Here is a 21,776-nt window from a genome sequence, read left to right as displayed (position 1 = left end):
TGCCCCACTGAAGAATATTGACTTTTGGCCTCAAGGAACAGATAGCTGTTATGTTGCTGGGTGAATGTTCTTAGAGCTTGCAAGAATCTGTCTGTAGCAGGGATAGTGGACGGATAAATATGATATAAATGGCATTGTTTTCAGAAAATCAGATCGACATGAGCACCTTACCACGAGATCAAATTGTAATCCGAAATGTTGATGACAGCGATTTAGCGTGCATTCAGGAAATTTACGCAGATGAAGTCCTGCACGGTGTTTCCAGTTGGGAGGAAACGCCGCCTGATCACGCTGAAATGCTTGCGCGAAAAAATGGTGTCGTTGGTGGCGGCTATCCTTATCGGGTTGCTGTTCAAAACGATAAGGTTGTGGGCTATGCCTATGCTTCGTCCTTCCGCCCTCGACCTGGCTATCGTTATACGGTGGAAAATTCGATTTATGTGCACAAGGATGCCCGTGGTTTAGGGCTTGGTCGCTTGTTGTTGGATGATTTGATTAATCAGTGCGAAGCCCGTGGTTATCGCCAGATGATCGCGGTTATTGGTGATTCAGAAAATTTGCCATCCATAACGTTCCATCAAAAAATGGGGTTCGAGCTGGCTGGAACCATCAAGTCCATTGGGTTTAAGTTTGGCCGCTGGATGGATAGCGTTCTCATGCAGCGGCCCCTTAATGACGGAAGTAATAGTCTTCCGGAATAGGTTTTTAGTTTATAGCAGTAGGATGATTATCCAGCCAGTCTTCGAGGAATAAGGCCATATTTTCAGAACCAACGTTCTGGATATCACGTGGGTCAAATTTTGCCCCAGCTTCAAGAAGTAATTGAGCACAGGATATGTGATCTCTTTGCTTTCGTTCCGGGCAGTTCGAAGCCCCGTGGAGGGTTGTGTGAAAAGCATTCCCACCAAAATTGTTGAGTTGTTCTAGATCTGGTTCAAATTCTAACAGGTATGAAACCTGATCCGGTAACCCGGCCCAACAAGCCGAATGAAGAGGGGAAAGCCCCATTGCATCGGTCTGGTTTATATCAAGCCCAGCAGCAACAAGAGATTTTACGTGGTCAAGCCGGTCAGGTTCTGTGATGAGCTTGGTAATTAATAGGGGATCTTCGCCCTCTAGCTCTTCTGTGATTTTGCCTGTTGGCCGCCCGCTAGAACAATTGGCCAGAACGACTTCGTTTGGCGTAAGGGCATGTGCATAACCCGCTTTTGATAGGGTATCTGCAAAATCAGAATTTCCGTGAATAAGGGCGAGAGCATAGGCTGTATGCCCTTGCCAAACGTAGTTGGCGTCTGCGTTATATTCTAAAAGCATCTTGGCTATATCTGATCCACATTGCCGACGCGCGGCCTGATGCAGGGCTGGTACCGTGTCAACTGGCTGCCCGCTTGGGTGCTCTTTGGCGACTTCGTTAGGGTCTGCGCCGTGATCAAGTAAAAGCTGAACGGCGGTCTGGTCCTTGAAATCCAGTGCTCGGGCTAAGGCATTGGTGCCTTTCGGATTAGCATTATATTTTAGGAGGAGTTTTAGGCCCTGATGATGGCTCAACTCTGTAGCGTGGTATAGGCTCTCGTTGTCATCAGGGTTGGCACCTTTTTTTAAAAGCCATTCAGCCAAAACCATATTGTTCGCATGACCCAGCGCGCCATAAAGCGGGGATAAGGTGTGTTCGTTATTTCCATGTGAACTAAAGTCTGGCGACATGCCATGATTAAAATCTGCACCCTTGTCGAGCAGCAGCTGGGCTATGGCTAACATTTTGTCTGCTTTCTCTGGTACAACATGTATGTAATGAGAAAAGCACAGGTGGTGATAAGGCAATCGCCCTTTGATTGCTTTGGTCGCTAAGCTGGGATTATCAGCGAGTGCCTTGTGAACAGCTTCGATATCGTAGGTGGCGATTTGTAAACCCAAATCATAAGAAGTTAGATCTGGGCTCTCTGTGAGTAATTTTTCGATAATCCATCGATGTCCTAGATAAAGAGCTGAACGCAAACGATCAGCTTTTTGTTCTTTATCCATACCCGAAATTTCTAGCGCAAATTTAAGCTTGGGCCAGCTTTGGTGTCCTTGTTCCCGCGCAATGACAAATAGGAAGTCGGCATGGGTTAGTATCAACTTGTCAGGTAAGATTTCCCGCACACGTACCCGAGCCTCAGTATCGCCAGAGGCATAGGCCTTTTTCAGCCGTTTGGCTTGTTTTTTGAACGTGTCGATGTTTGCGTTTTGATAAGGCATTGGTTTCCCATTTTCTTCACCCGATGGCCCGCTGATCTGGGGAATGGAAATCCAGAAACAATCAATATCGAACAAAGTGCAATGAAGCTTTCCGCGGACCCGGCGGCCTCTTTGATCGGCCACAGGGAAAATACCAAACTGTCAGGCTGAGTGCAAACTGTTGATGGTGTCATTAATTGAGCTTGCCGAATATCGTTCTCGACATCCCAACAAAGACCAGAGACGAAGGCTCAGGTCTTTGTTGGGTGGGGCTTTGCCTAAATGGGATAAGGTAAAACCTTGCGTTAGAGCGCAAAAATCGCTTCGATTTCTATCTTTAGTTCCAGGGCAAAAAGGGCTTCTATTTTTATCAGAGAACTTGCGGGTGTGTGCTCTCCGTAGATTTCCATAAGCGCAAGTCGAAGACTATCCATGTCAGTCATATCTGTCACAAAAATGGTAACTTTGACGAGGTTTTCTAAGGATGTGTTTTGGGCTTTGGCTATGGTTTCCAGTTGTGAAAAGATTGCTTTTGCCTGATCACTGATAGATGCGTGTTGTTCAGGTGTTCCAAAGGCTGTGAAGCCTGATGTATAAAGAGCGTTCCCGTAGATGACTGCATGGGTATAGGGACCGACGGGCAGCCCGAGTTCGGGATAATTGATTCGTTCCATTGACATGTTTTCCTACCTATCTTGGTTAAGATATTTTACGGACAATCTGTTGAGTTGTGTGTTGGATAAAGGGACCTAAGGCAAAGGCGATGATGGCCGCTGCGGGCCAAGCCAACCGAAAGGCGATGAACCACTTATCTATAAAGTCCGGGCCCCATCCCAAATTGATCCAGGTAACCCAACAGGTCATCAACAGTGAAAGAATGAATGACATCAGGATTGAAAAGACGATCCGGTGTTTCATGTGTCGTCTTTCTGTTCTACGCCGCAGTATTCATTTGCAGGCGTTCGATATAGTTTACCTTGGTGTAGTTATTTTCCAGAAAGGCGATGGTGTGGGGGGCTTCAAAATGTGCCTTTAGGGCATCATCGTTCACCCAGCATTCCCAAAGGGTAAAACATTCAGGTTTGTCCTGTTGTTGCAGGATTTCGAACTTGATACAGCCGGGCTCTTTAACGGTATCGGCAACCAGTTGGCAGAGTGCCGTTTTTACAGTGTTTAAATCCGCGCCATCTTGAAGTTCGATGCCTGCACTAATCCAAAGCTTGTTCATTTTTCTCTCTCAATATAATTGTTCATGGGTATAACTGTTTGTGGGGTAAATGTTTTAGCTACAGGCAATAGCTTTAATTAATTTCGTTAATAGGATATATAGCTAATAACGAGTTTTCAAATTCCATAAATGAAATCATGTTTGACGATATTTCACTCTTTGTTCGTATTGTCCAAAAGCGCAGCCTTGCGGCGGCGGCACAGGATTTACACTTGCCTGCGGCAACAGTTTCCCGTCGATTGAAAAAACTTGAAGATAAATTGAGGTGTCAGCTTATTCACCGATCTGCACGTAAGTTTAACTTAACGGCAGAGGGAGAAGTTTATTACAAGGCCTATGCTGATTTGGTGCAGCAGTTCGAGGCTACGAGCCGACATTTAAGTGCCGATGTACAGCAACTCAATGGCAAGTTGAGCGTTCTTGCCCCAACCAATGTTTCTGTTGGTATTCTTCAGCCGATGTGGTCAGAATTTATTCGTCTCTATCCTGACATACAGCTTAACCTTTTCCTGAGTAACCAAACCAAAGATATTCATCTGGGACATGTGGACATGGCTTTGCGTATTGGTCCACAAGAGGATTCTCAACTGTTTCAAAAGAAGTTGGGTGTTGTTTCCTCAATTTTGGTCGCGTCACCGGAATATCTTACGGGGCAGGGGGAACCAGTGGATCTGACTGAGCTAGAGGCACATCGTATTCTTCTGGTGAACACGGTGCCTATTTGGAAACTGTATCAGGTTTCTAAGGGGAGGTTTGAAACGTCCGGCTGGGAAGAAATCCGTCCCCGGGCATCAACGGTTATTGATGATATAGCTCTGGCGAAGCATCTTGCCCGGGATGGGCACGGCATTGTTTTATTACCTGTAAGCGAAATCGAAAAGGAATTGAAACAGGGAACGTTGGTTAGGGTTTTGCCACAATGGCAAGGGGCACAGCGCGAGATCTTTGCCGTCTGGCCGACGGGACGGTTGTTGAGTGCTCGGGCGAAGTGCTTGCGGGATTTTATGCAAGACTTCATTGCCAAGAGTAAGATCTTACAAGGCGAGATTTGATTAAAGTTTGGTATTCTCTGTTGTTAAGTTGTTTTTGTTCTCGTTATTAATGGAGGGCATTTATAAAATTGAAAAATTTCTCTTGCATTAATTAAATTGTGTACAATATAATTAATCACAATTTAATATTTCATTCGGAGTTAATTTTATGAGTCAAGCAGCACAAAAATTGGAAAAAGTCGTTTATACAGCCTATGCAGAAGCGACGGGTGGTCGGGAAGGAACGATCAAATCAGATGACGGGGCGTTGGACATTGTTTTGACAACACCAAAAGAACTTGGTGGCGCTGGAACTTTTGGGGTGAACCCGGAACAGATGTTTGCGGGTGGCTATGCCGCTTGTTTTATTGGCGCGCTAAAGGTTGTCGCTGGGCAGGCGAAAGTGAAACTTCCGGATGAAACTAAAATTGCTGGGGAAGTTGGCATCGGTCCAATTCCGGGTGGCTTTAACATTGCGGTTGTGTTGAACATCAGCATTCCGGGTATCGAAGAAGCTGTGGCAAAAGATCTTATCGAAAAAGCGCACAAGGTATGCCCTTATTCAAACGCAACCCGTGGCAACGTGGATGTTGAGCTTAAACTTGTTTCCTGACACGGTGGTAAATTAATTAAAGCTAGGTCAAAGCGTATTGCCTGTTTCTTTTTAAAGATAAAGGCAGTGCGCTTTGATTTTAGATGGGCTATTTGCAAATATGAAACGGCAGATAACCTTAGGAACCGTTAATATTGTCTCTGTTTGAAAGTATTTTTGTGGTGTAATGACTAATATTACGCAAAAAGAATTGTCACAGGCCAAGGCCACGTCAAAGGTAGTAAAATTGCCCAAGGTTTCACATCTGGAAGAACAGCTTTGTTTTGCGCTTTATCGTAATTCGCAAGCTATTATCAAAAAGTATCAACCGTACCTCAAAGAACTTAACCTGACCTATCCACAGTATCTGGTTTATCTGGCGCTGGAACCAAAGGGTGAGACCACGGTGAATGCTTTGGGAAAAGATCTTGGCCTTGATTCTGGTACGTTATCTCCTTTGCTTAAACGAATGGAGCAGGCGGGAGTCGTCAGTCGAAACCGTTCTGTTGAGGATGAGCGCAGAGTTATGATCAAGCTAACGGAACAAGGGCGATCACTGGAACAAGGCGTGGCAAAAATGCAGCAAGATGTCTCTTGCTCTGTTGGCCTGACGTTCGATGAATTTCAAGATCTTCTAGCCAAACTCAACCACATGGCAAAGGCCATGGGCGCGAAGGCGTAAGCTCGAAGGCTTGAGATACCGCTCAAAAAACTAACATCTTACGAAAAAATACCTGATATTGTGCTCAAGATCATACAGGCTTTAATCTCTGGGCTGGTTTATTGCTTTGGCTTTTGTTAAAGCTGGCAGACGGGAAGATTGAAAGTTATTTAATTTACCCAAATTTAACAGGGAAAGGCCGGGCTATTCCGATCTTTGGTCAAAAAAAATCAAGAGAGACTGTGCGTCGGGGATTGGCAGAAATCTTTCCCCGCTTGTGGCGCTATTGTCTGGTTCTGACACGGAACAAAGACAATGCGAACGACCTTGCGCAGGCTGCGTGTGAACGCGCGTTAGAAAAAGCCGACAAGTTTGAAACCGGTACGCATCTTGATCGTTGGATCTTCAAAATTGCGCAACGGATCTGGTTGAATGAGTTAAGATCACAAGCGGTTCGTCGGGGTGGCGGGCTGGTATCTGTCGGTGATGTTGACCTACCAGATACAAAAACGGACACAGAAACGAATATTTACGCTTCTCAGGTGTTAAAAGAGGTGTACCTCTTACCAGAAGCGCAGCGCATAGCCGTTCTTTTGGTTTATGTCGAAGGATTTAGTTATAAAGACGCGGCACAGGTGCTGGATATACCAATTGGCACGGTTATGAGCAGACTGGCCGCGGCACGGGGCAGAATTTCGAAACGAATGGACAGAGAAGGGACGGGGTCGGAATGAGCCAGAAAACACATTTCTCAGACGAAGATCTGACGGCTTTTCTTGATGGCGAAGCCTCTGCGGAATTGGCCCAAAAAATTGAAAGTGCGCTAGAGGTTGACGCCGTTCTAATGAAGCGCCTCGAAGATCTTTCTATCCCTGTGGATGAACTTAAGACAGCTATGCAACAGGTGACGGATCAGGCCCCTAGTTTACCTGATGTTCTGATCGATAGGACATTAGCATCAAATAAAAGCCCAAGAAGCTTGCTTTATGCGGGATCTCTGGCCGCGTCGGTTTTGATTAGTCTGGTTGTCGGCGGCTTGTTTGGGAAGACGTATTTTGCACCAAGCGAAGCGCAGGGGTGGAAGCATTACGTTGCGGCGTATCAATCGCTGTATGTTGGTGATACCCTCGGTAATATTCAGTTGTCTCCGGAACAGATACAGAAAAATCTGGAAGACATATCAGGGCAGATTGGCTTTGATCTGGTCAAAATGACTGCTGATTCCGAATTGTCATTCAAACGTGCACAACTGCTCGGGTTCAAGGGTAAGCCATTGGTTCAAATGGCTTACCTATCCCCCGATGGACAGCCTGTCGCTTTGTGTATTATCAGAACAAACAAAGACAACACAGAAACCATTGGTATGGAAAAGCTGGAAGGCATGGCGGCCGCCAGTTGGCGTAAAAATGGGTACGCTTTTCTCTTTATTGGTGGCGAAAATGATAGGGTTATCCGTGAGGGAGCAGCCCGTTTTCAGGCCCTACTATAAAGCTTACTGGCTATAAAGCTTATGGAAATAAGGTCTCTTAAGCTGTTCCTATTGTTGAGGGGGGGCTTTACCCTCTAACGGAGACTTCCCGGTCTAGGCGTTTCTGTTCCAGGGAAAGGTGTTTTCAGGAATAAAACTAACGTCGTCGTCTTCCCGCTGGTCTTCTTTGGGATCATCGTATCTTCGGCGACGACAGGGACCGACGTAATCATCAATGCGGACAAAGGGACGGGGACGTTTGATAATCCGTTCTATGGCTTTATACAGCATCATGGGCGAAAGGGGTTTTAGCAAAAACTCATTCATGCCCTTATCCCGTGATGTTGTGACCAATTCTTTTTCGGCATGGGCGGTTAAGGCAATAATCTGGATAAAAGGCGCGGGGCTATTTTCTTCGGTTCGTAGCTGTTGAATAAGCTGGTTCCCGTCCACAGGTGTCATGTCCAAGTCGATAATCGCGATATCAGATGGCATATTCCGCAAGGCTTGGATGGCTTCTTCTGCTGACGAGGCTACACGCGGATTACTCACATCAAAGGCACGCAAGATTGTTTTCACAATACGCTGCATGACGGGATTATCATTGACGATCAGAAATTCGACGTCTTTTAGGTCACAGGCTACTGTCAATTTTGTTCACTCAACATATACTTCCGGACACTCATCAAGAACAGTCCTGCTGGATTAGCGCTAAGTTTAATCCGTTGTTGTATATAAGACTATTCTAAAGATTGTCGCATCTTCAAAGAGATAGATATGCGGTCCGCTTGGTTTATTTTTCGTTAAGCCGTGTTGTGATGTGGGAATAATGAGCATTTATTTCGTGCATTCAAAACGTTCCAGTATAACCCTGTCTGGCAAAGTTTCACCAAAACGATCTAAAGAAGTCGACATGTTCTTGGTGGCAAAGTCTGAAATGGCGTAAAAATGCACCGTGCCCGAAGCTGCGGTTATTGCTTCGCTTTCCAGCTTGGCAATCAGGCACCACTGCGAAGGAATGCTTTGTTCAAACCAATCGGGATAGATCATGGCATAGTCGATATGCTTACTGGTCGCCAGCGTGTGAACTGTCTGGGGATCAAACTTACCGTTTGCACGTAATTTGCGTGCTTTTTCTGATCCTAACCCCCAAAGATCCAACACATATTGATCATTTTGATAGGATACCCACCCCAGATCATTCACCGCAACAGGCCGGACAAAATAGTCGGTTGCAAAGCGGTGCATTTGGTACTGTTGCTCATAAATTCCTCTGGATGCAAAGGGGGTTGCTATTGTGGCAAGGCCATAGGGGATGGCGAGAAACAACAGGGTACCGATAAAGAGTAATTTTGCCTTGAAACTGTTGGTTATTATTGATGTGTTGATGTTCTTGCACAAAAGGTAAAGACCGCCAAGGATCATGACACTGACAGCATAGACTTCGTAGCGATGGAACCAATTGTACCGCCCGGCAACCATGTGGGCCAGCAGTGTCAGAATAAGAACGCCGCCAATAATAAATTTGGACGATGTCCAAAATTTATCCTGAAATAAAGAATGCTTTCTCCACGCCAAAACAATCGACAGCGAGGTCAGCAGAATAGCCACCAGAAAGATAATTCCCCACCGTTCAGATCGCGAGTTCTGAAAGTTATTCACCAATGCCAGCAGACTGTTGGCAATACCTGATTGTTCAGTTCCAGATACAAAAACATTGGATTTAACCATGACCGAGCTTGGCAAAATAGATTGCCCGATCGAGATCATTGTAACGCCATAGAGTGCAATAAGGGCGGTTATCGTCAAACCGATAAAAACGGCGAGCCGCCAACGCCCTAAAAACAAAAGCGCAACAAGTGTTGCCCCTGAAAGGGCGATGCCTTCGAAACGGACCAGCGGCCCCAAAATCACAGCAAGGATAAACCAGTTGGGACAGGGGGGCGTGCGCGTTCCTTCGGCTAGTGTAATCAAGCCGCGTATGGTTGCCAAAGCAATCAAGACGTGAAGGGAATGTTCCATCCCCGTCATCGGCAAGGCAAGACCACTGATCGACAGGATGAGTAGCAGTGCCGCTAAATTCGCAAAGTTGTCCGTTGACGGTGTGGCTCGGGGGAGAACATAACACCAGAAAAAATCCAACAGGATATAAACGGAAAGCCCGGCTGCGACGATGTTCAGCAGCAGGGGCGTATAAAACCCAAGCCCGACAAATTCACCGAAGACAAGCAAAAGAGGATAGAGGATTGAAGACGAGGGCGATGAATATTCCGTGGCATTTACACCGTAACCCCCCCGAATAATATTCTCGGCAACAGACAGGTGAATATAGGGATCATCCAGTGTATAGATCAGATGCCCATTCGAAAGCCAAACACTGAGCCCAACGATCAGCACGGTAAGACCCGCCCACATCAACAGCGCGTTTTTCAAAAATACTTTTCTATGCTGCGAAGATGATAGGTCGGTCAAGGATGTGCTCTTAATGTTGATGCGAACAAAAGGAAATGAACGTATTTTTCTTCCAACGAAAAATACATAGGCCATTTAATACTGGTGTTATGTAAAACGGTGGCCCTTAATTTTCCCTAAAGAGAACAGGTTTTTTTAGTCGTCTTTTTCTTCATGACAAAACAGTCATTCAGAGCAGCGATCTTTCCTTGGTCAGGTTAGTAGATTAATTGTTTATATTCAATGTATTACCTTTCTTAGGACTAATAGGGAAAATTTTCTAAGAGCACGTTACTCTTCTATTGTGGGTAGTGTCTTGTTGGAGGTGTTTGCATTCATAACTGAGCCTTATCGTATTGTAATTTGTTGACATTGTGAGTTTTGATTTACTTTGTTCGCTTAGCTTGACAAATTTTGAAAAAAGCGCAATTATGTAGTCAATTCATAACGTCATAGGATTCGACATGACTAAACTGCCTTGGGAAATAAATGCTGATCTTACCAGAGACCGAATAATTGAAGTTGGTTTATTGCTTGCGGAGGTAAGAGGGGAAGTAATAGATCGTCATGATGTTTCTCTTGGGGATACGAGATTGTCATTGGGAATGAGAGCATATGAATGTTGCAGAACTAGAATCATATCCCAAGTAGATCAATATACATGGCCTTGGTTATTTGTACTAACAAAAGAAGGTCGATTTACATTTCAGATTGGTGATACGCCGGTACGCTTTGTTAGAAATGAGCCTGAAAACCTACCCTCTGATAAATTAATTCCTTCGGAAGAAACATTAGTGCAGATGAATCTCTTTGCAGATGATATTCCCTACGCAGAAATTCGGTGGTTTTATGTTATCGATACGTATTATAAGAGCCCTGCTGATAATATGTACTTTGTTGGTTACGATGAGCATGGAATTATTGTATGTAAATGGGACATCCCTCTTGAAAAGAAAACAGCTCTGTTAGCTGAAGTGGAAAATCAGCAATCTAAAGCTGTGGAGATAGACAAGGCACCAATTAAGTTAAAGAAAGTAAAAGAAAAAGTGTTAGCTAGTAATGAGTAATGAAGTAACGTTTAGTGGTGATAAATTAAGGCTAGCTAGGTTATTAAATGGCTTAACTCAAAATGAATTAGGGGAGAAGATTTATGCTTCTCGCCAATTTGTTCATCAGTTAGAAAGTGATGTTAGAGCTCCTGCTGCCGATGTTTTGAATACTTTATATGAAGTGTTACACGTAACTCCTGAGTTTTTCGTTCGCCCCCTAACTAATGATGTTAAATTTGAGCAATGCCATTTCAGAAAGCGAAAAACTACCCCTGTAGGTGTCGCTAATCGTGTATTGGCATTTAGTACCATTTTTGAGCAACTAGTTACTTTTGTTAATAAACATTTAGAGTTGCCTTCGGCCAACTTTCCTGAGGTATCCCATAGTGGTGATCGTTATTCTAACTTAGAAATCGAGCGAGCTGCTAAAGCATGTCGAGAGCTATGGGGATTAAGTGACGGTCCTATCTCAAATGTTACAAGAGCTCTCGAAAATGCAGGAGTGGTTATTACCCAATTTAAAGGGGTTTCTGAGAAGGTTGACGCTTTATCTTTGAATAGAAAGTATCCAATTATTGTAAGAAATGAGGCTAAAGAAAGTATTTGCCGTTTGCGCTTCGATCTAGCGCATGAGTGTGGGCATTTTGTTCTTCATGATGGTATAGAGACTGGGGATAATCTTACTGAGAGAGAAGCCGATCTGTTTGCTAGTGAATTTTTATTTCCAAAATCTGCATTTCTACAAGAGTTTCCTGACTTTAAAGGCCGGCGATTAGATTGGAAGTTAATCTACCATCTGAAAGTAAGGTGGGGCATAAGTGTTCGGGCGTTAATTTATAAAGCTCATTACCATGATTTTTTGACGGCACAGCAATATCGAGGTGCTAATGTCTGGTTAAATAAGACAGGTCAATCTAAGCACGAAAGAGATGACGACAAGGTTCGAAAAGAAGAGCCTGAATTGCTCTTAGGTATTTTTGATGCATTACGTGATCATTTGGGTATTGGATTTAATAAAGTCGCCGATAAATTATTTATAGAGCCTCACATGTTAAGCATGATTACAGGTGTTGTTTATAAAATAGATGAAAATATTGAAAATGTAATTCCTGTTGAATTCAGCTAGATCCCCAAAAAAAGACCGCAACGTTCGTTTGAACGCTGCGGCAGAGTTGGTCCCTTGTTGGTGGAACCCAGTTATGGCTTGGTGTACGGCTTCAAACTTGGGAGGCTTGAGTGCTGCGTACAGTGGCTTTCTACGGGCTTGTTAAGTGCCCGCTTGGCAGGTGGTGTCGAGCGGGGAAGCCGCCCACAACCGATGACTGGCTGGTACAATCGGCTGGGGCTTGTTCCCGGACCTTCACCCGTCTGCTTTAGGTCGTTCGGATTTTGGATCGTAAAGCGGTTTCAGCGACATTGTTGCTTCAAAGCGTTCACAGGCGATTTCGACCGAGAAATTATCTTCTTTGATCCAATCGGCGGTAACACCGTTGTCATCGTGGACATATCCAAGACCGATTGTGCTGCCAAGTGTATGGCTGTACCGACCTGAGGTAATCTTGCCGACGATTTTATCGCCTTTGTAGATCGGCTCGTTGTGGTACATCATCGGTGGCTCGCCCTTGGCGTTTTTGGCATCCTTGAGCTGTAGAGCAACCATGCGCTTGGTGAGCGGTTTTCCCTTTTGTTCAAGCAAGGCTTCACGACCAATAAAGCCGCCTGGTTTGTCCCATGCAATGGCAAAGCCAAGACCAGCTTCCAGTGGCGTGTCTTCGTCCGAAATTTCGTGGCTCCAGTGGCGGAAACCTTTTTCCAGACGTAACGTATCCACAGCGTGCATGCCGCCAAGGGTGAGGTTCATGTCTTTTCCTGCTTCCATCAGGGTATCAAAGACATGAACGGCATATTCGGATGGTACGTAAAGCTCCCACCCCAACTCACCGACATAGGTGATGCGTCCGGCTTTGATCTTGGCATAGCCCATCTCGATTTCCTGACAAGTACCAAAAGGAAACGCAGCGTTTGAAAGATCCGCAGGGGTTACTTTTTTCAACAGCTCGCGGCTGTTTGGTCCCATGACGGCAAAGAGCGCATAGCCAGATGTGACGTCTGTTGCAAAGCAATGATCGTCTTCTGAAATGTGGCTGTTGAGGAAATGGAAGTCGCGGGTTTGGGTGCCACCGGATGACAGTACCATAAAGCTGTTCTCGGCCAGACGGGTCACGGTCAGATCGGCTTCGATCCCGCCGCGTTCGTTCAGCCATTGGGTATAAACCATTTTGCCCACTGGCACGTCGATGTTGGCACCGGAAATCCGATTGAGAATTTTTACGGCGTCCTTGCCCTGTACCATGTATTTCCCGAATGAACTCATGTCGAAAAGGGCGACGTTTTCACGGGCGGCTTTACATTCTGCGCCACAGTAATCATGCCAGTTCTGCGGACCATAAGAGTATTCATATTTTGGCTCGACACCTTCGGGCGCAAACCAGTTCGCGCGTTCCCAACCAGCCATTTGTCCAAAACAGGCGTTGGCTTTTTCCAAACGGTCATGAATGGGGGAGCGTTTAATATTGCGACAGGTCACGGGCTGTTTTTCAGGCCAGTGCATTTCATAAAGCAGGCCGAGGGCTTCGGTCGTGCGATCAAAGAGATACTTATCGCCACCCTGGAAAGGTTGAACACGACGGATATCAACATCCCACATGTCAACGGGGCAATTGCCCTGAACAATCCAGTCCGCAAGGATTTTACCCGCGCCGCCCGCTGACTGGATGCCCGTTGAGTTAAAGCCAGCAGCAACATAAAAATTCTTCATCTCTGGCGCTTCGCCGAGGTAAAAACGGTTATCGGGGGTAAAGCTTTCCGGGCCGTTAAAGAAGGTGTGGATACCAGCGCTTTCCAACAGAGGAATACGCGCCATGGCGTTTTCCAGAGCCGGGGTAAACTGATCCCAGTTTTCTGGTAGTTCATCAAAGCAGAAGTTATCTGGAATACCTTTGTGACCCCATGGCACAGCATTTGGCTCAAAACAGCCAATCAACAGCTTGCCCGCGTCCTCCTTGTAGTAGTTATAGCCATCCGGATCACGAAGGGTTGGCAGTTTCGGCAGGTTGTCGATGGCTTCGGTTACGATGTAGTAGTGTTCCGCAGCATGAAGAGGGACGTTCACGCCGACTTTCTTGGCCACTTCGCGGGCCCACATTCCACCGCAGTTCACAACGATTTCGGCGCGAACTTCACCTTGATCTGTGACAACACCTGTTACCTTGCCGCCATTTGGGCCGGGTTCGGTGATGATGTCTTCAACCTTGATGCCTTCGATAATCGTGGCACCCCCTTGACGTGCCCCCTTGGCAAGGGCCTGTGTTGTATCAATCGGGTTGGTCTGTCCATCCCCCGGTAGATAAACACCACCAACAAGGTTGCTGACATCGGCAATGGGATAGTGTTCCAGAATCTGTTCTGGCGTGATGACATCAACTTCCAGACCGAAATTGCGGGCCATGGAAGCTCCGCGTTTGAGTTCTTCAAAGCGTCCTTCGGTTTGCGCAACAGAAACAGACCCCGTATGAACCAGTCCGGTTTCCTGTCCTGTCTCAGCGGCAAGGTTTTTGTATAGATCGGCGGTGTATTTCGCCATTTTGGTCAGGTTCTCTGTCGCACGGAGCTGCCCGACCAAGCCCGCAGCGTGCCATGTCGTGCCACAGGTAAGCTGCTTTCTTTCTAGCAGAAGAACATCTTTCCAACCAAGTTTGGTCAGATGATAGGCAACGGAACACCCGATTACACCACCACCAATAATGACAACCTGTGCCTGTTCGGGAAGAGTTTTTTTATTCGCCATCGTATTCATTCCATACAAAGGGGGACATATAAGAGGGGCATTGCCCCGGGGCATTTTGTTTTTGTAATTTTTGGGTTGGGGAATTTAAGAACACCCCGACCGTAGAGCGATCACAGATCGTGTTAGTAATGGGGCGGAGAGAGTATCCAGAGTACTTCTGCGTCTTCCGCGCCGTTGTTATAGGTTTTATGGGGTTCACCGGGATTGATGCGAAAGCTGTCACCAACACCGAGCTCATAGGTCCGTTCACCAATTTCAACTGCGATGTTGCCCTTGATGACATGACCGGAAACTTCCACTTTTTCCCGTGAAATCTGTTCTTCACCTGTGGCTGATCCGGGGGAAAAACGTCCCATGATCAATTCAACATCACCGCTAAGGTCAGGTGACATTAGTTCTTCGACCATGCCTGATCCGGTAAAGCTGAGGCGACGACGGTGATTGTGGCGAACGATGTGGCTTTTTTCCGTTGGATCAGCAATATCCTCGCCATGGAAAAACCACGAGTTTGAAACTTCCAGAGCCGCAGAAATCTTGTTTAGGATCGGAATGGATACGACGGAAATACCCCGTTCAATCTGGCTGACATAACCAACGGACTTGCCAATCTTTTCGGCCAGTGTGGTCACTGACATTCGCTTGGCTTTGCGTAGATCACGGATCTGTCCACCGACGGTGACGGACTCATCATCGAGATCCTGCTTCGGTAGATTGTGCTTATGCAGGGTTTCTACTTTGGGCCGTGCCATCTGTACCACCAAACTTGTTTAATTAGGTTCTGGCACATTAAAAGCAGATAAAATGAAAAAAGATAGTCAAAATTTCATTTAAATGAAAAAAGAAATAAAATTACAGACGTGTTTGTAGGGTTCAGGAAAACGAATTTCTTTCTAACTGTTTGATTAATATTAATTATGTTTTGATTTTTAAATTTGGTTGCGAAATGAAAAGCCCAAGAGAAACTTGATTCTCTTGGGCCTTATATTCTTTATTCGTAAATTTGAATGCTGCTTTTAGGATTTGAACCAGCGGTAGCTGAAGCCCGCGCCTAATGCGCCAAGTAAAGGGGCAACCCAGAAGAGCCAAAGCTGTTCAAGGGCCCATCCACCCACAAAAAGAGCAGGGCCTGTGCTTCGTGCTGGGTTCACAGATGTATTGGTGATGGGGATAGAAATCAGGTGAATCAGGACGAGGGCGAGACCGATGGCCAAAGGGGCAAAGCCAGCGGGGGCCTTTTCATCTGTTACGCCAAGAATAATAAAGAGAAAGAAGAAGGTTAGAAGAACTTCAACAAGAAGGCCACTCATCATGGAATAGCCCATGGGGGAGTGTGCGCCGTATCCGTTGGATGCAAAGCCACCCGAAACGGAAAAATCCGGGATACCACTTGCAATCACATATAGCAGTCCGGCTGCGGCAATTCCCCCCGCCAGCTGTGCGATCCAATAGGGAACAATCTGTCCGGCTTCGAATTTTCCCCCAGCCCAAAGACCCAGCGTAACCGCCGGATTAAAATGCCCGCCCGAGATATGACCAACGGCATAGGCCATGGTGATAACGGTAAGGCCGAACGCAAGAGAGACACCAACAAAACCGATACCGAGATCAGGAATGCCAGCGGCGAGGACAGCGGAACCACAGCCGCCAAAAACCAACCAGAAAGTACCTAAAAATTCGGCACCATATGCTTTTGTATTCATTTTGAAACCCTTCCCCTTAATGCAGGTCAAATTGATATCGAGAACAATAATGAAGCATCCTGATGATGCTGCTTGTTCGTAAATAACGTGCCGGATAATACCATGCGGCTTTTGAAAAGATGCTGCGTAAAGATACTTATGTTGTTCAGGAAAGTGGTTTGGGGGGGGGGGCTGGACCGAATTTATCCAAATACCGAATTTACCCAAATAAGGACGACCCACTTAGGCGTGCGCCAGAGCAAAAAAGACCAGAGCACGAAATAACAGTCGGGGTTATGGTCTTTGATCACATTCATTCAAACATCACCGCAAGGTCATATAGCCGTCATTGATCAGTAACAGTGAACGATCATGTTGGCGCAGTTCGATTTATTCTGTGTGAAAGTGATTTTCTGTTATGAGTGATGTTAAATTGGGGATGACCCGCCGTCGTTTACTTCTGGGGGGTGTCGTTGCGGCATCTGCTGTTGGTTTTTCACCCTTTTTAACAGCGCGCAGTAATGCCGTGCCTTTGGCTGGGGAATTACAACTGGTCCCAGCAACGCCAAACCCTTTGGGATCTATCGAAAAGCTATTTCTACTCAAAGGTGATCCATTAAGCGGTGCGATTAAACGGATCGTGACCGAAGAAGGCAATCCGGTACCGTCGCCGAAACTTATCCCAGGAGAACGGCGCGTTTTACGTGTTCTTCATTTCAACGATATGCATAATCACATCACGGAAATGCATGGTAAAAAAGGTGATACCTATCGCTTGTCACAAATCGTACAGCGGGTAAAAGCTGCCCGCGCGTCAGCGGCTGAAAATGAGGCAGTGCTTTTTGTTTCAGCGGGGGATGACCACACAGGATCAATTTTTGATGAGCTCATGGGCTGGAGTGTGGATGAGTTTGTTGCTGATGCAGGTTACAGAAGTTATTCGGCAGCAGGACTGGATATCGCCGCAATCGGTAATCATGAATTTGATCGGGGTGCGGAACTTTTGAAAAAAGCGGCACTAACGGATGCGCGTTTCCCTTTATTGTCAGCAAATGTTCATTCCTCGCAACACCTGAAACGAGACGAAGATTACGTTGCGGCTGCCATTGCTGAAATCAAAGGTTTACGTATCGGACTGGTTGGCTTGACCACCAACATTGATACGCGCGTGGGGCAACCTGATGACAAGACACTGGCCGTTGATCGACCGTTGAAAGCGATTGAGAACATCTTGCCAGCCGTTGCCGAGATTTCCGATGTTGTCGTTATTCTTTCGCACTGTGGTTATGGTGTAGGGCAGCATACATCCGGTAAGGCAGCGACAGTACGCGATGTTGGCGAAGGCGACTTTGCTATTGCTGGACTGGCAGGCAAGTTGACCGACAAACCGGTCGTCGTAGTCGGGGGACATACGCACACGCGATTGAACGAAGAGAAAATTGAAGAAAACAATCTGATTGATGGCGTCCTGATTACCCAGGCCGAGGCACATGGCAAATATCTGGGGGATATCGCTATGTCTATTGCGGCTGAAAATGGTCGTAAAGATTGGTACAGTTCTGTTTCCCTGCACCGAATCAAACCCCGGGATAAGCGCGTCTCGGTTGATGATCCAAAATATCAAACGCTACAAAACGAAGATGATTATGACGCCGACTTTGAACAGCAACATATTGCTCCGCTCATCAAGGCCCTGGATAGCAAATTGGCAGAGGTTATTGGTACTGTTGATACCAGCGAACTTAGTCGGGACAAGATGATTGCATCGCGTTATATCGGCGAAAACAAACTTGCCAACTATATGAACGATGCTGTGTTGGCGCGATCAAATAGCTTTGCGGGCGGAGAGGTCGACTTTGCCTTGTTTAACGCCACGGGTATTTCAACAGGGGTGGAAAAGGGACCGTTAAGTTTCAAAAACTGGTACGATGTTATGCCCTATGCAGATGCTATTCATATTGCCAGCCTCAGTGGTCAACAGGTATTTGATATGCTGCAATCAAATGCCAAGCGTTTGCTTCGTGATGAAGAAGTTGCAGGGACCAACCTAGAGGGATTTGTCTCGCGCGGCTTTTTGCATTTTTCATCGGACATTCGGTATGAAATTGACCCCGGTGCATCTGCCCGCGATGCCACCGCAGTGAATATTACCCTTAAAGGCGAGGCAATCGAAAAGTGCTTGGATAAAACCTATACGATGGTGGTGAATACCTATCTTGCGCTTGGTGGTTTCGGTGAAAATTGGAATGGTAAGCCTATCGGCGGCGGGGTCGCGGGTGATATTCCCAGCTTTGATATGCGCAAACTACAGTATGACCATACCGGTCTGATCTACCGCAACGAGGTTATTGCTCATATTCGGGAAAGTCAGGTTATTTCGGCTGAAACAGGCGCTAAACTTGATGGGCGCGTAACTGTTTTGAGTTAAGGGTTCGTTGAATTTTTGCTTAATTAATTTTAACAAACAAGGCCAATCAGCTGATTGGCCTTGTTTGTTGGTATTGTGCTAAATCAAGTTTTATTGATGGAAACACCCCCTTCAACCATCAATGCGGTCCCTGTGACAAAGCTTGCGTCATCAGAGGCCAGGAACAGGGCTGCCGTGGCAATTTCTCTCGGATCAGCAATACGTTTCAGGCCATGAAGACTTTTGACGAATTCTTCCATTTCTTCGTTTGAGGCAACAGAACGTCCCATGGGGGTGTCTGTGCCTCCGGGAATAAGACTGTTTACCCGTAATCCCTGAGGACCGTATTCTGCTGCGAGGCATTGCATCATCCCGTTAATCCCGGCTTTTGAAGCTGCATAGGGGGCCATACCGGGCATGCCGATGGTATGGCCTACAAAGGTCGATGTGAAAATCAAAGAGCCATAATCGCTTTTGAGTAGGGCCGGAATTTGATGTTTTGCACTTAAAAATGCAGACGTTAGGTTGGTGTTGATTGTTTCATGCCACCCATCAAACGTGAGGGTGGGCGTGTCCCCCATGGCACCTAGGGTTCCGGCATTGTTAAAGGCAATATCCAGCTTCCCATAGGTTCCGGTGGCAACTTCGACCAAAGCCTCGGCATAGCTTTCGTCTGTTACGTCACCTGCAACGGCAATGCCCTGTCCCCCCGCGACACGAATTTCTTCGATAAGCTTATCCAGCTCTGGCTGACGACGAGCACCGACAACAACCTTTGCGCCTTCTTCAGCAAACAGTTTTGCAGCGGCATAGCCGATACCTGAACTTGCACCCGTAATAATGGCGACGCGGTTTTCCAATTTACTCATTCTAATACCTCGTTGATCTTTTTTTAAATTGAAGAACCACTATTGAGGTTGATTAAGGTCTGGAAACTCCACTTCTTGTTCTGTAATTCAAAAAAATCTTTAAAAACGGGGAATTACGGGAAATAAAAAATAAAATACAAAAGCAAGAATCAGAGTTTGGGTCTATGATTTTTGAGCTAGCTTTTAGAAACTGACGAAATGTTGTGCTACAAGTTGGGTGACAGGAGCAAAGGTAATGGCAACTCAGATGACTATTTTGCCAAAATTTAAAAGCGATAATGAGCGATATCAAGCGATTGTGGACCGTGACCCGTCGGCGGATGATGTCTTTTATTACGCTGTTTTGACGACGGGTGTTTATTGTCGGCCATCCTGTGCTGCGCGGTTGGCTTTGCGAAAAAATGTCAGTTTTCATGAAAGTTGTGCCGACGCTGAGAAGGCGGGGTATCGCCCGTGCAAACGGTGCCGTCCCAATGAAATGAAAAAGCAAGAACGTCAGGCGCTGGCCATTGAAAAGGCTTGCCGCTTGATCGAAGAGGCCGAAGAAGCACCTGATCTTGATACCTTGGCTGAAGCTGTGGGGATGAGCCGTTTTTATTTTCACCGTACTTTCAAGGCCATTACAGGTGTTACGCCAAAGGCTTATACCAACGCGCACCGGGGCAATCGGGTTCGTAAGGGGTTAAGCAAAAGTGAAACAGTGACAGAAGCCATTTACGACGCGGGTTTTAATTCCAATGGTCGTTTTTATGCCAACACTGAAAAGCTGTTAGGGATGAAACCAACAAGCTATCGTAAAGGCGGCAAGGATACTGAAATTCGCTTTGCCCTTGGGGAGTGTTCACTGGGGTCAATTCTGGTGGCAGCAAGTGAAAAGGGGATATGTTCCATTCTTCTCGGCGATGATCCCGAAGCCATGATACAGGATCTTCAAGACCGTTTTTCCAAAGCCATTTTGAAAGGCGGAGATGCTGCGTTCGAAAAGTGGGTAGCACAGGTTGTCGGGTTTGTTGACGACCCTACAATTGGCCTTGATTTACCATTGGATATTCGTGGTACGGCCTTTCAGCAGCGGGTGTGGAAAGCCTTGGTTGATATTCCGGTGGGAAGTCGTTTGAGCTACGCGGAAGTTGCTGAGAAAATAGGTTCGCCCAAGGCTGTTCGTGCCGTGGCTTCTGCTTGTGCCGCCAATCATATCGCCGTGGCTATTCCTTGTCACCGGGTGGTACGAAGCGATGGGGCTTTATCTGGTTATCGTTGGGGGGTAGAGCGCAAACAACAGCTGTTGGATTGTGAAGCGGTGGCAGCACAATGACGGTACATGAACCAATGACAGTCGATGAAACTGTACGTGAGTCAGAAGTTTCTGCCAGTGTGTCATCTACAGTAAGTCAGACTTTAAGCGAGAGCAAAATTTCTGTCACCGAGATCGCGAATAGCCTAGATAAAAATGGCTATGCCGTTCTCAAGGGAATAATTGCTAAACCTGATTGTATTGCGTTAGCTGGTGGGTATAACGCTGATGACCTCTATCGGTCCCGTGTTGTGATGTCGCGACATGGTTTTGGACAGGGGGAATACAAGTATTTTGACTATCCCTTACCAGATCTGGTCAGCCGGTTACGCACTCGGCTTTATGAACCATTGGCCGAGATCGGGAACAGATGGAATGCGTTGATGAATATGGATCAACGTTTTCCCAGAACACATAAACAGTATCTCGACCTGTGTCATGAAGCTGGTCAGACAAAAGCGACGCCTTTGCTGTTACAATATGGTGTCGGAGATTATAACTGTCTGCATCAGGATGTTTACGGTGAGCTGCTTTTCCCGCTGCAAGTGGCGTGTCTGTTATCCAAACCCGGGCAGGATTTTACGGGCGGTGAATTTGTTCTCACAGAACAACGCCCCCGGATGCAATCACGCGCTGCGGTCGTTCCTCTGGATCAGGGGGATGCGGTTATTTTTCCCGTCCGCAACCGACCTAAACACGGTACGCGCGGTATCTATCGGGTGAATATGCGGCATGGCGTGAGCGAAATCAGATCGGGCCAACGCCATACATTGGGCATTATCTTTCATGACGCCCAATGATATAAGCGGGCCTGTAAGATTAGCTCTGAAAAAATTAAACAGTCTCTCAGTGATTGAAATAATACTGAAATTTTAAGTTTTCTGAATGTCGGTGAGTCCCTAAAGCATTGAGATAAAATGTCTTATTTTTAGCAAACCTTTTGTTAACCTAAATACGGGACATTTTATCTGTGCAAACATTGA

General features: G+C 46.3%; 22 protein-coding genes. 12 read left to right on the top strand and 10 right to left on the bottom strand.

Annotated features, from left to right (window positions below):
• The first annotated feature begins 128 nt into the window (after positions 1-128).
• The gene (locus ACN0W5_RS08190; protein WP_417453663.1) at positions 129-701 is read left to right on the top strand and encodes a GNAT family N-acetyltransferase; all 573 of its coding nucleotides are present in this window, start codon (positions 129-131) and stop codon (positions 699-701) included.
• Between the two features lie 4 nt (positions 702-705).
• Here ACN0W5_RS08190 and ACN0W5_RS08185 read toward each other — a convergent pair whose 3' ends face one another.
• The 4 genes from ACN0W5_RS08185 to ACN0W5_RS08170 form a co-directional block, all read right to left on the bottom strand.
• A complete protein-coding gene (locus tag ACN0W5_RS08185) occupies positions 706-2,361 on the bottom strand; it encodes an ankyrin repeat domain-containing protein (RefSeq protein WP_417453662.1) in 1,656 nt (551 codons plus the stop codon).
• 161 nt (positions 2,362-2,522) lie between these two features.
• Positions 2,523-2,891 carry a RidA family protein gene (locus ACN0W5_RS08180; protein ID WP_417453661.1) on the bottom strand — a complete coding sequence of 123 codons (369 nt, stop codon included), beginning with the start codon at positions 2,889-2,891 and terminating at the stop codon, positions 2,523-2,525.
• Between the two features lie 25 nt (positions 2,892-2,916).
• The gene (locus ACN0W5_RS08175; protein ID WP_417453660.1) at positions 2,917-3,135 is read right to left on the bottom strand and encodes a DUF2798 domain-containing protein; all 219 of its coding nucleotides are present in this window, start codon (positions 3,133-3,135) and stop codon (positions 2,917-2,919) included.
• A 16-nt stretch (positions 3,136-3,151) separates the two neighbouring features.
• Complete coding sequence (locus ACN0W5_RS08170; protein ID WP_417453659.1) at positions 3,152-3,445, bottom strand: putative quinol monooxygenase; 294 nt, start codon at positions 3,443-3,445, stop codon at positions 3,152-3,154.
• A gap of 137 nt (positions 3,446-3,582) precedes the next feature.
• Between ACN0W5_RS08170 and ACN0W5_RS08165 the strand changes: the two genes are divergently transcribed.
• The 5 genes from ACN0W5_RS08165 to ACN0W5_RS08145 all read left to right on the top strand — a co-directional run bounded on the left by ACN0W5_RS08165 (position 3,583) and on the right by ACN0W5_RS08145 (position 7,218).
• Positions 3,583-4,497 (top strand): LysR family transcriptional regulator, encoded by a 915-nt coding sequence (locus tag ACN0W5_RS08165; protein ID WP_417453658.1) that lies wholly within the window; start codon positions 3,583-3,585, stop codon positions 4,495-4,497.
• 148 nt (positions 4,498-4,645) lie between these two features.
• Positions 4,646-5,089 carry an organic hydroperoxide resistance protein gene (locus ACN0W5_RS08160; RefSeq protein WP_417453657.1) on the top strand — a complete coding sequence of 148 codons (444 nt, stop codon included), beginning with the start codon at positions 4,646-4,648 and terminating at the stop codon, positions 5,087-5,089.
• 166 nt (positions 5,090-5,255) lie between these two features.
• A complete protein-coding gene (locus ACN0W5_RS08155) occupies positions 5,256-5,750 on the top strand; it encodes a MarR family winged helix-turn-helix transcriptional regulator (RefSeq protein ID WP_417453656.1) in 495 nt (164 codons plus the stop codon).
• A gap of 101 nt (positions 5,751-5,851) precedes the next feature.
• The gene (locus tag ACN0W5_RS08150; protein ID WP_417453655.1) at positions 5,852-6,463 is read left to right on the top strand and encodes an RNA polymerase sigma factor; all 612 of its coding nucleotides are present in this window, start codon (positions 5,852-5,854) and stop codon (positions 6,461-6,463) included.
• Complete coding sequence (locus tag ACN0W5_RS08145; protein ID WP_417453654.1) at positions 6,460-7,218, top strand: anti-sigma factor family protein; 759 nt, start codon at positions 6,460-6,462, stop codon at positions 7,216-7,218. Before ACN0W5_RS08150 ends, ACN0W5_RS08145 begins: the two co-directional genes overlap by 4 nt.
• A gap of 93 nt (positions 7,219-7,311) precedes the next feature.
• Here the strand turns inward: ACN0W5_RS08145 and ACN0W5_RS08140 are convergent, their stop codons facing one another.
• Both ACN0W5_RS08140 and ACN0W5_RS08135 read right to left on the bottom strand, forming a co-directional pair.
• Positions 7,312-7,848 carry a response regulator gene (locus tag ACN0W5_RS08140; protein WP_417453653.1) on the bottom strand — a complete coding sequence of 179 codons (537 nt, stop codon included), beginning with the start codon at positions 7,846-7,848 and terminating at the stop codon, positions 7,312-7,314.
• A 186-nt stretch (positions 7,849-8,034) separates the two neighbouring features.
• Positions 8,035-9,669: a hypothetical protein gene (locus ACN0W5_RS08135; RefSeq protein WP_417453652.1), complete on the bottom strand. Its 1,635-nt coding sequence runs from the start codon at positions 9,667-9,669 to the stop codon at positions 8,035-8,037.
• 443 nt (positions 9,670-10,112) lie between these two features.
• On the opposite strand from ACN0W5_RS08135, the gene ACN0W5_RS08130 reads away from it, so the two are divergent.
• Both ACN0W5_RS08130 and ACN0W5_RS08125 read left to right on the top strand, forming a co-directional pair.
• On the top strand, positions 10,113-10,715 hold the full coding sequence (locus tag ACN0W5_RS08130) for a hypothetical protein (protein WP_417453651.1): 603 nt from the start codon (positions 10,113-10,115) through the stop codon (positions 10,713-10,715).
• Positions 10,708-11,823 carry a helix-turn-helix domain-containing protein gene (locus ACN0W5_RS08125; RefSeq protein WP_417453650.1) on the top strand — a complete coding sequence of 372 codons (1,116 nt, stop codon included), beginning with the start codon at positions 10,708-10,710 and terminating at the stop codon, positions 11,821-11,823. The genes ACN0W5_RS08130 and ACN0W5_RS08125 overlap by 8 nt, the downstream gene beginning before the upstream one ends.
• Positions 11,824-12,057: 234 nt before the next feature.
• Here the strand turns inward: ACN0W5_RS08125 and ACN0W5_RS08120 are convergent, their stop codons facing one another.
• From ACN0W5_RS08120 to aqpZ, 3 genes are all read right to left on the bottom strand, one after another.
• Positions 12,058-14,544, bottom strand: a complete 2,487-nt coding sequence (locus tag ACN0W5_RS08120; protein ID WP_417453649.1) for a GcvT family protein — start codon at positions 14,542-14,544, stop codon at positions 12,058-12,060.
• 122 nt (positions 14,545-14,666) lie between these two features.
• Positions 14,667-15,293: a helix-turn-helix domain-containing protein gene (locus ACN0W5_RS08115; protein WP_417453648.1), complete on the bottom strand. Its 627-nt coding sequence runs from the start codon at positions 15,291-15,293 to the stop codon at positions 14,667-14,669.
• 264 nt (positions 15,294-15,557) lie between these two features.
• Complete coding sequence (gene aqpZ, locus ACN0W5_RS08110; RefSeq protein WP_417453647.1) at positions 15,558-16,244, bottom strand: aquaporin Z; 687 nt, start codon at positions 16,242-16,244, stop codon at positions 15,558-15,560.
• 119 nt (positions 16,245-16,363) lie between these two features.
• Here aqpZ and ACN0W5_RS08105 point away from each other — a divergent pair, with 119 nt between their 5' ends.
• Entirely contained in the window at positions 16,364-16,576 is a 213-nt protein-coding gene (locus ACN0W5_RS08105; RefSeq protein WP_417453646.1) for a hypothetical protein, read from the top strand.
• A gap of 65 nt (positions 16,577-16,641) precedes the next feature.
• Positions 16,642-18,651, top strand: coding sequence for a bifunctional metallophosphatase/5'-nucleotidase (locus ACN0W5_RS08100; RefSeq protein ID WP_417453645.1), 2,010 nt, complete (start codon positions 16,642-16,644; stop codon positions 18,649-18,651).
• Positions 18,652-18,734: 83 nt separating this feature from the next.
• On the opposite strand, the gene ACN0W5_RS08095 is transcribed toward ACN0W5_RS08100, so the two are convergent.
• The gene (locus tag ACN0W5_RS08095; RefSeq protein ID WP_417453644.1) at positions 18,735-19,499 is read right to left on the bottom strand and encodes an SDR family oxidoreductase; all 765 of its coding nucleotides are present in this window, start codon (positions 19,497-19,499) and stop codon (positions 18,735-18,737) included.
• Positions 19,500-19,734: 235 nt separating this feature from the next.
• On the opposite strand from ACN0W5_RS08095, the gene ada reads away from it, so the two are divergent.
• The gene (gene ada, locus ACN0W5_RS08090; protein WP_417453643.1) at positions 19,735-20,814 is read left to right on the top strand and encodes a bifunctional DNA-binding transcriptional regulator/O6-methylguanine-DNA methyltransferase Ada; all 1,080 of its coding nucleotides are present in this window, start codon (positions 19,735-19,737) and stop codon (positions 20,812-20,814) included.
• Complete coding sequence (locus tag ACN0W5_RS08085; RefSeq protein ID WP_417453642.1) at positions 20,811-21,593, top strand: 2OG-Fe(II) oxygenase; 783 nt, start codon at positions 20,811-20,813, stop codon at positions 21,591-21,593. Before ada ends, ACN0W5_RS08085 begins: the two co-directional genes overlap by 4 nt.
• The last annotated feature ends 183 nt before the right edge of the window (positions 21,594-21,776 follow it).

Source organism: Kiloniella sp., from assembly GCF_048270245.1.
In the GTDB taxonomy this organism is placed as follows: domain Bacteria; phylum Pseudomonadota; class Alphaproteobacteria; order Kiloniellales; family Kiloniellaceae; genus Kiloniella.
Note: the sequence above shows the minus strand (reverse complement) of the source record. Positions and strands in the feature narration are given on the sequence as shown.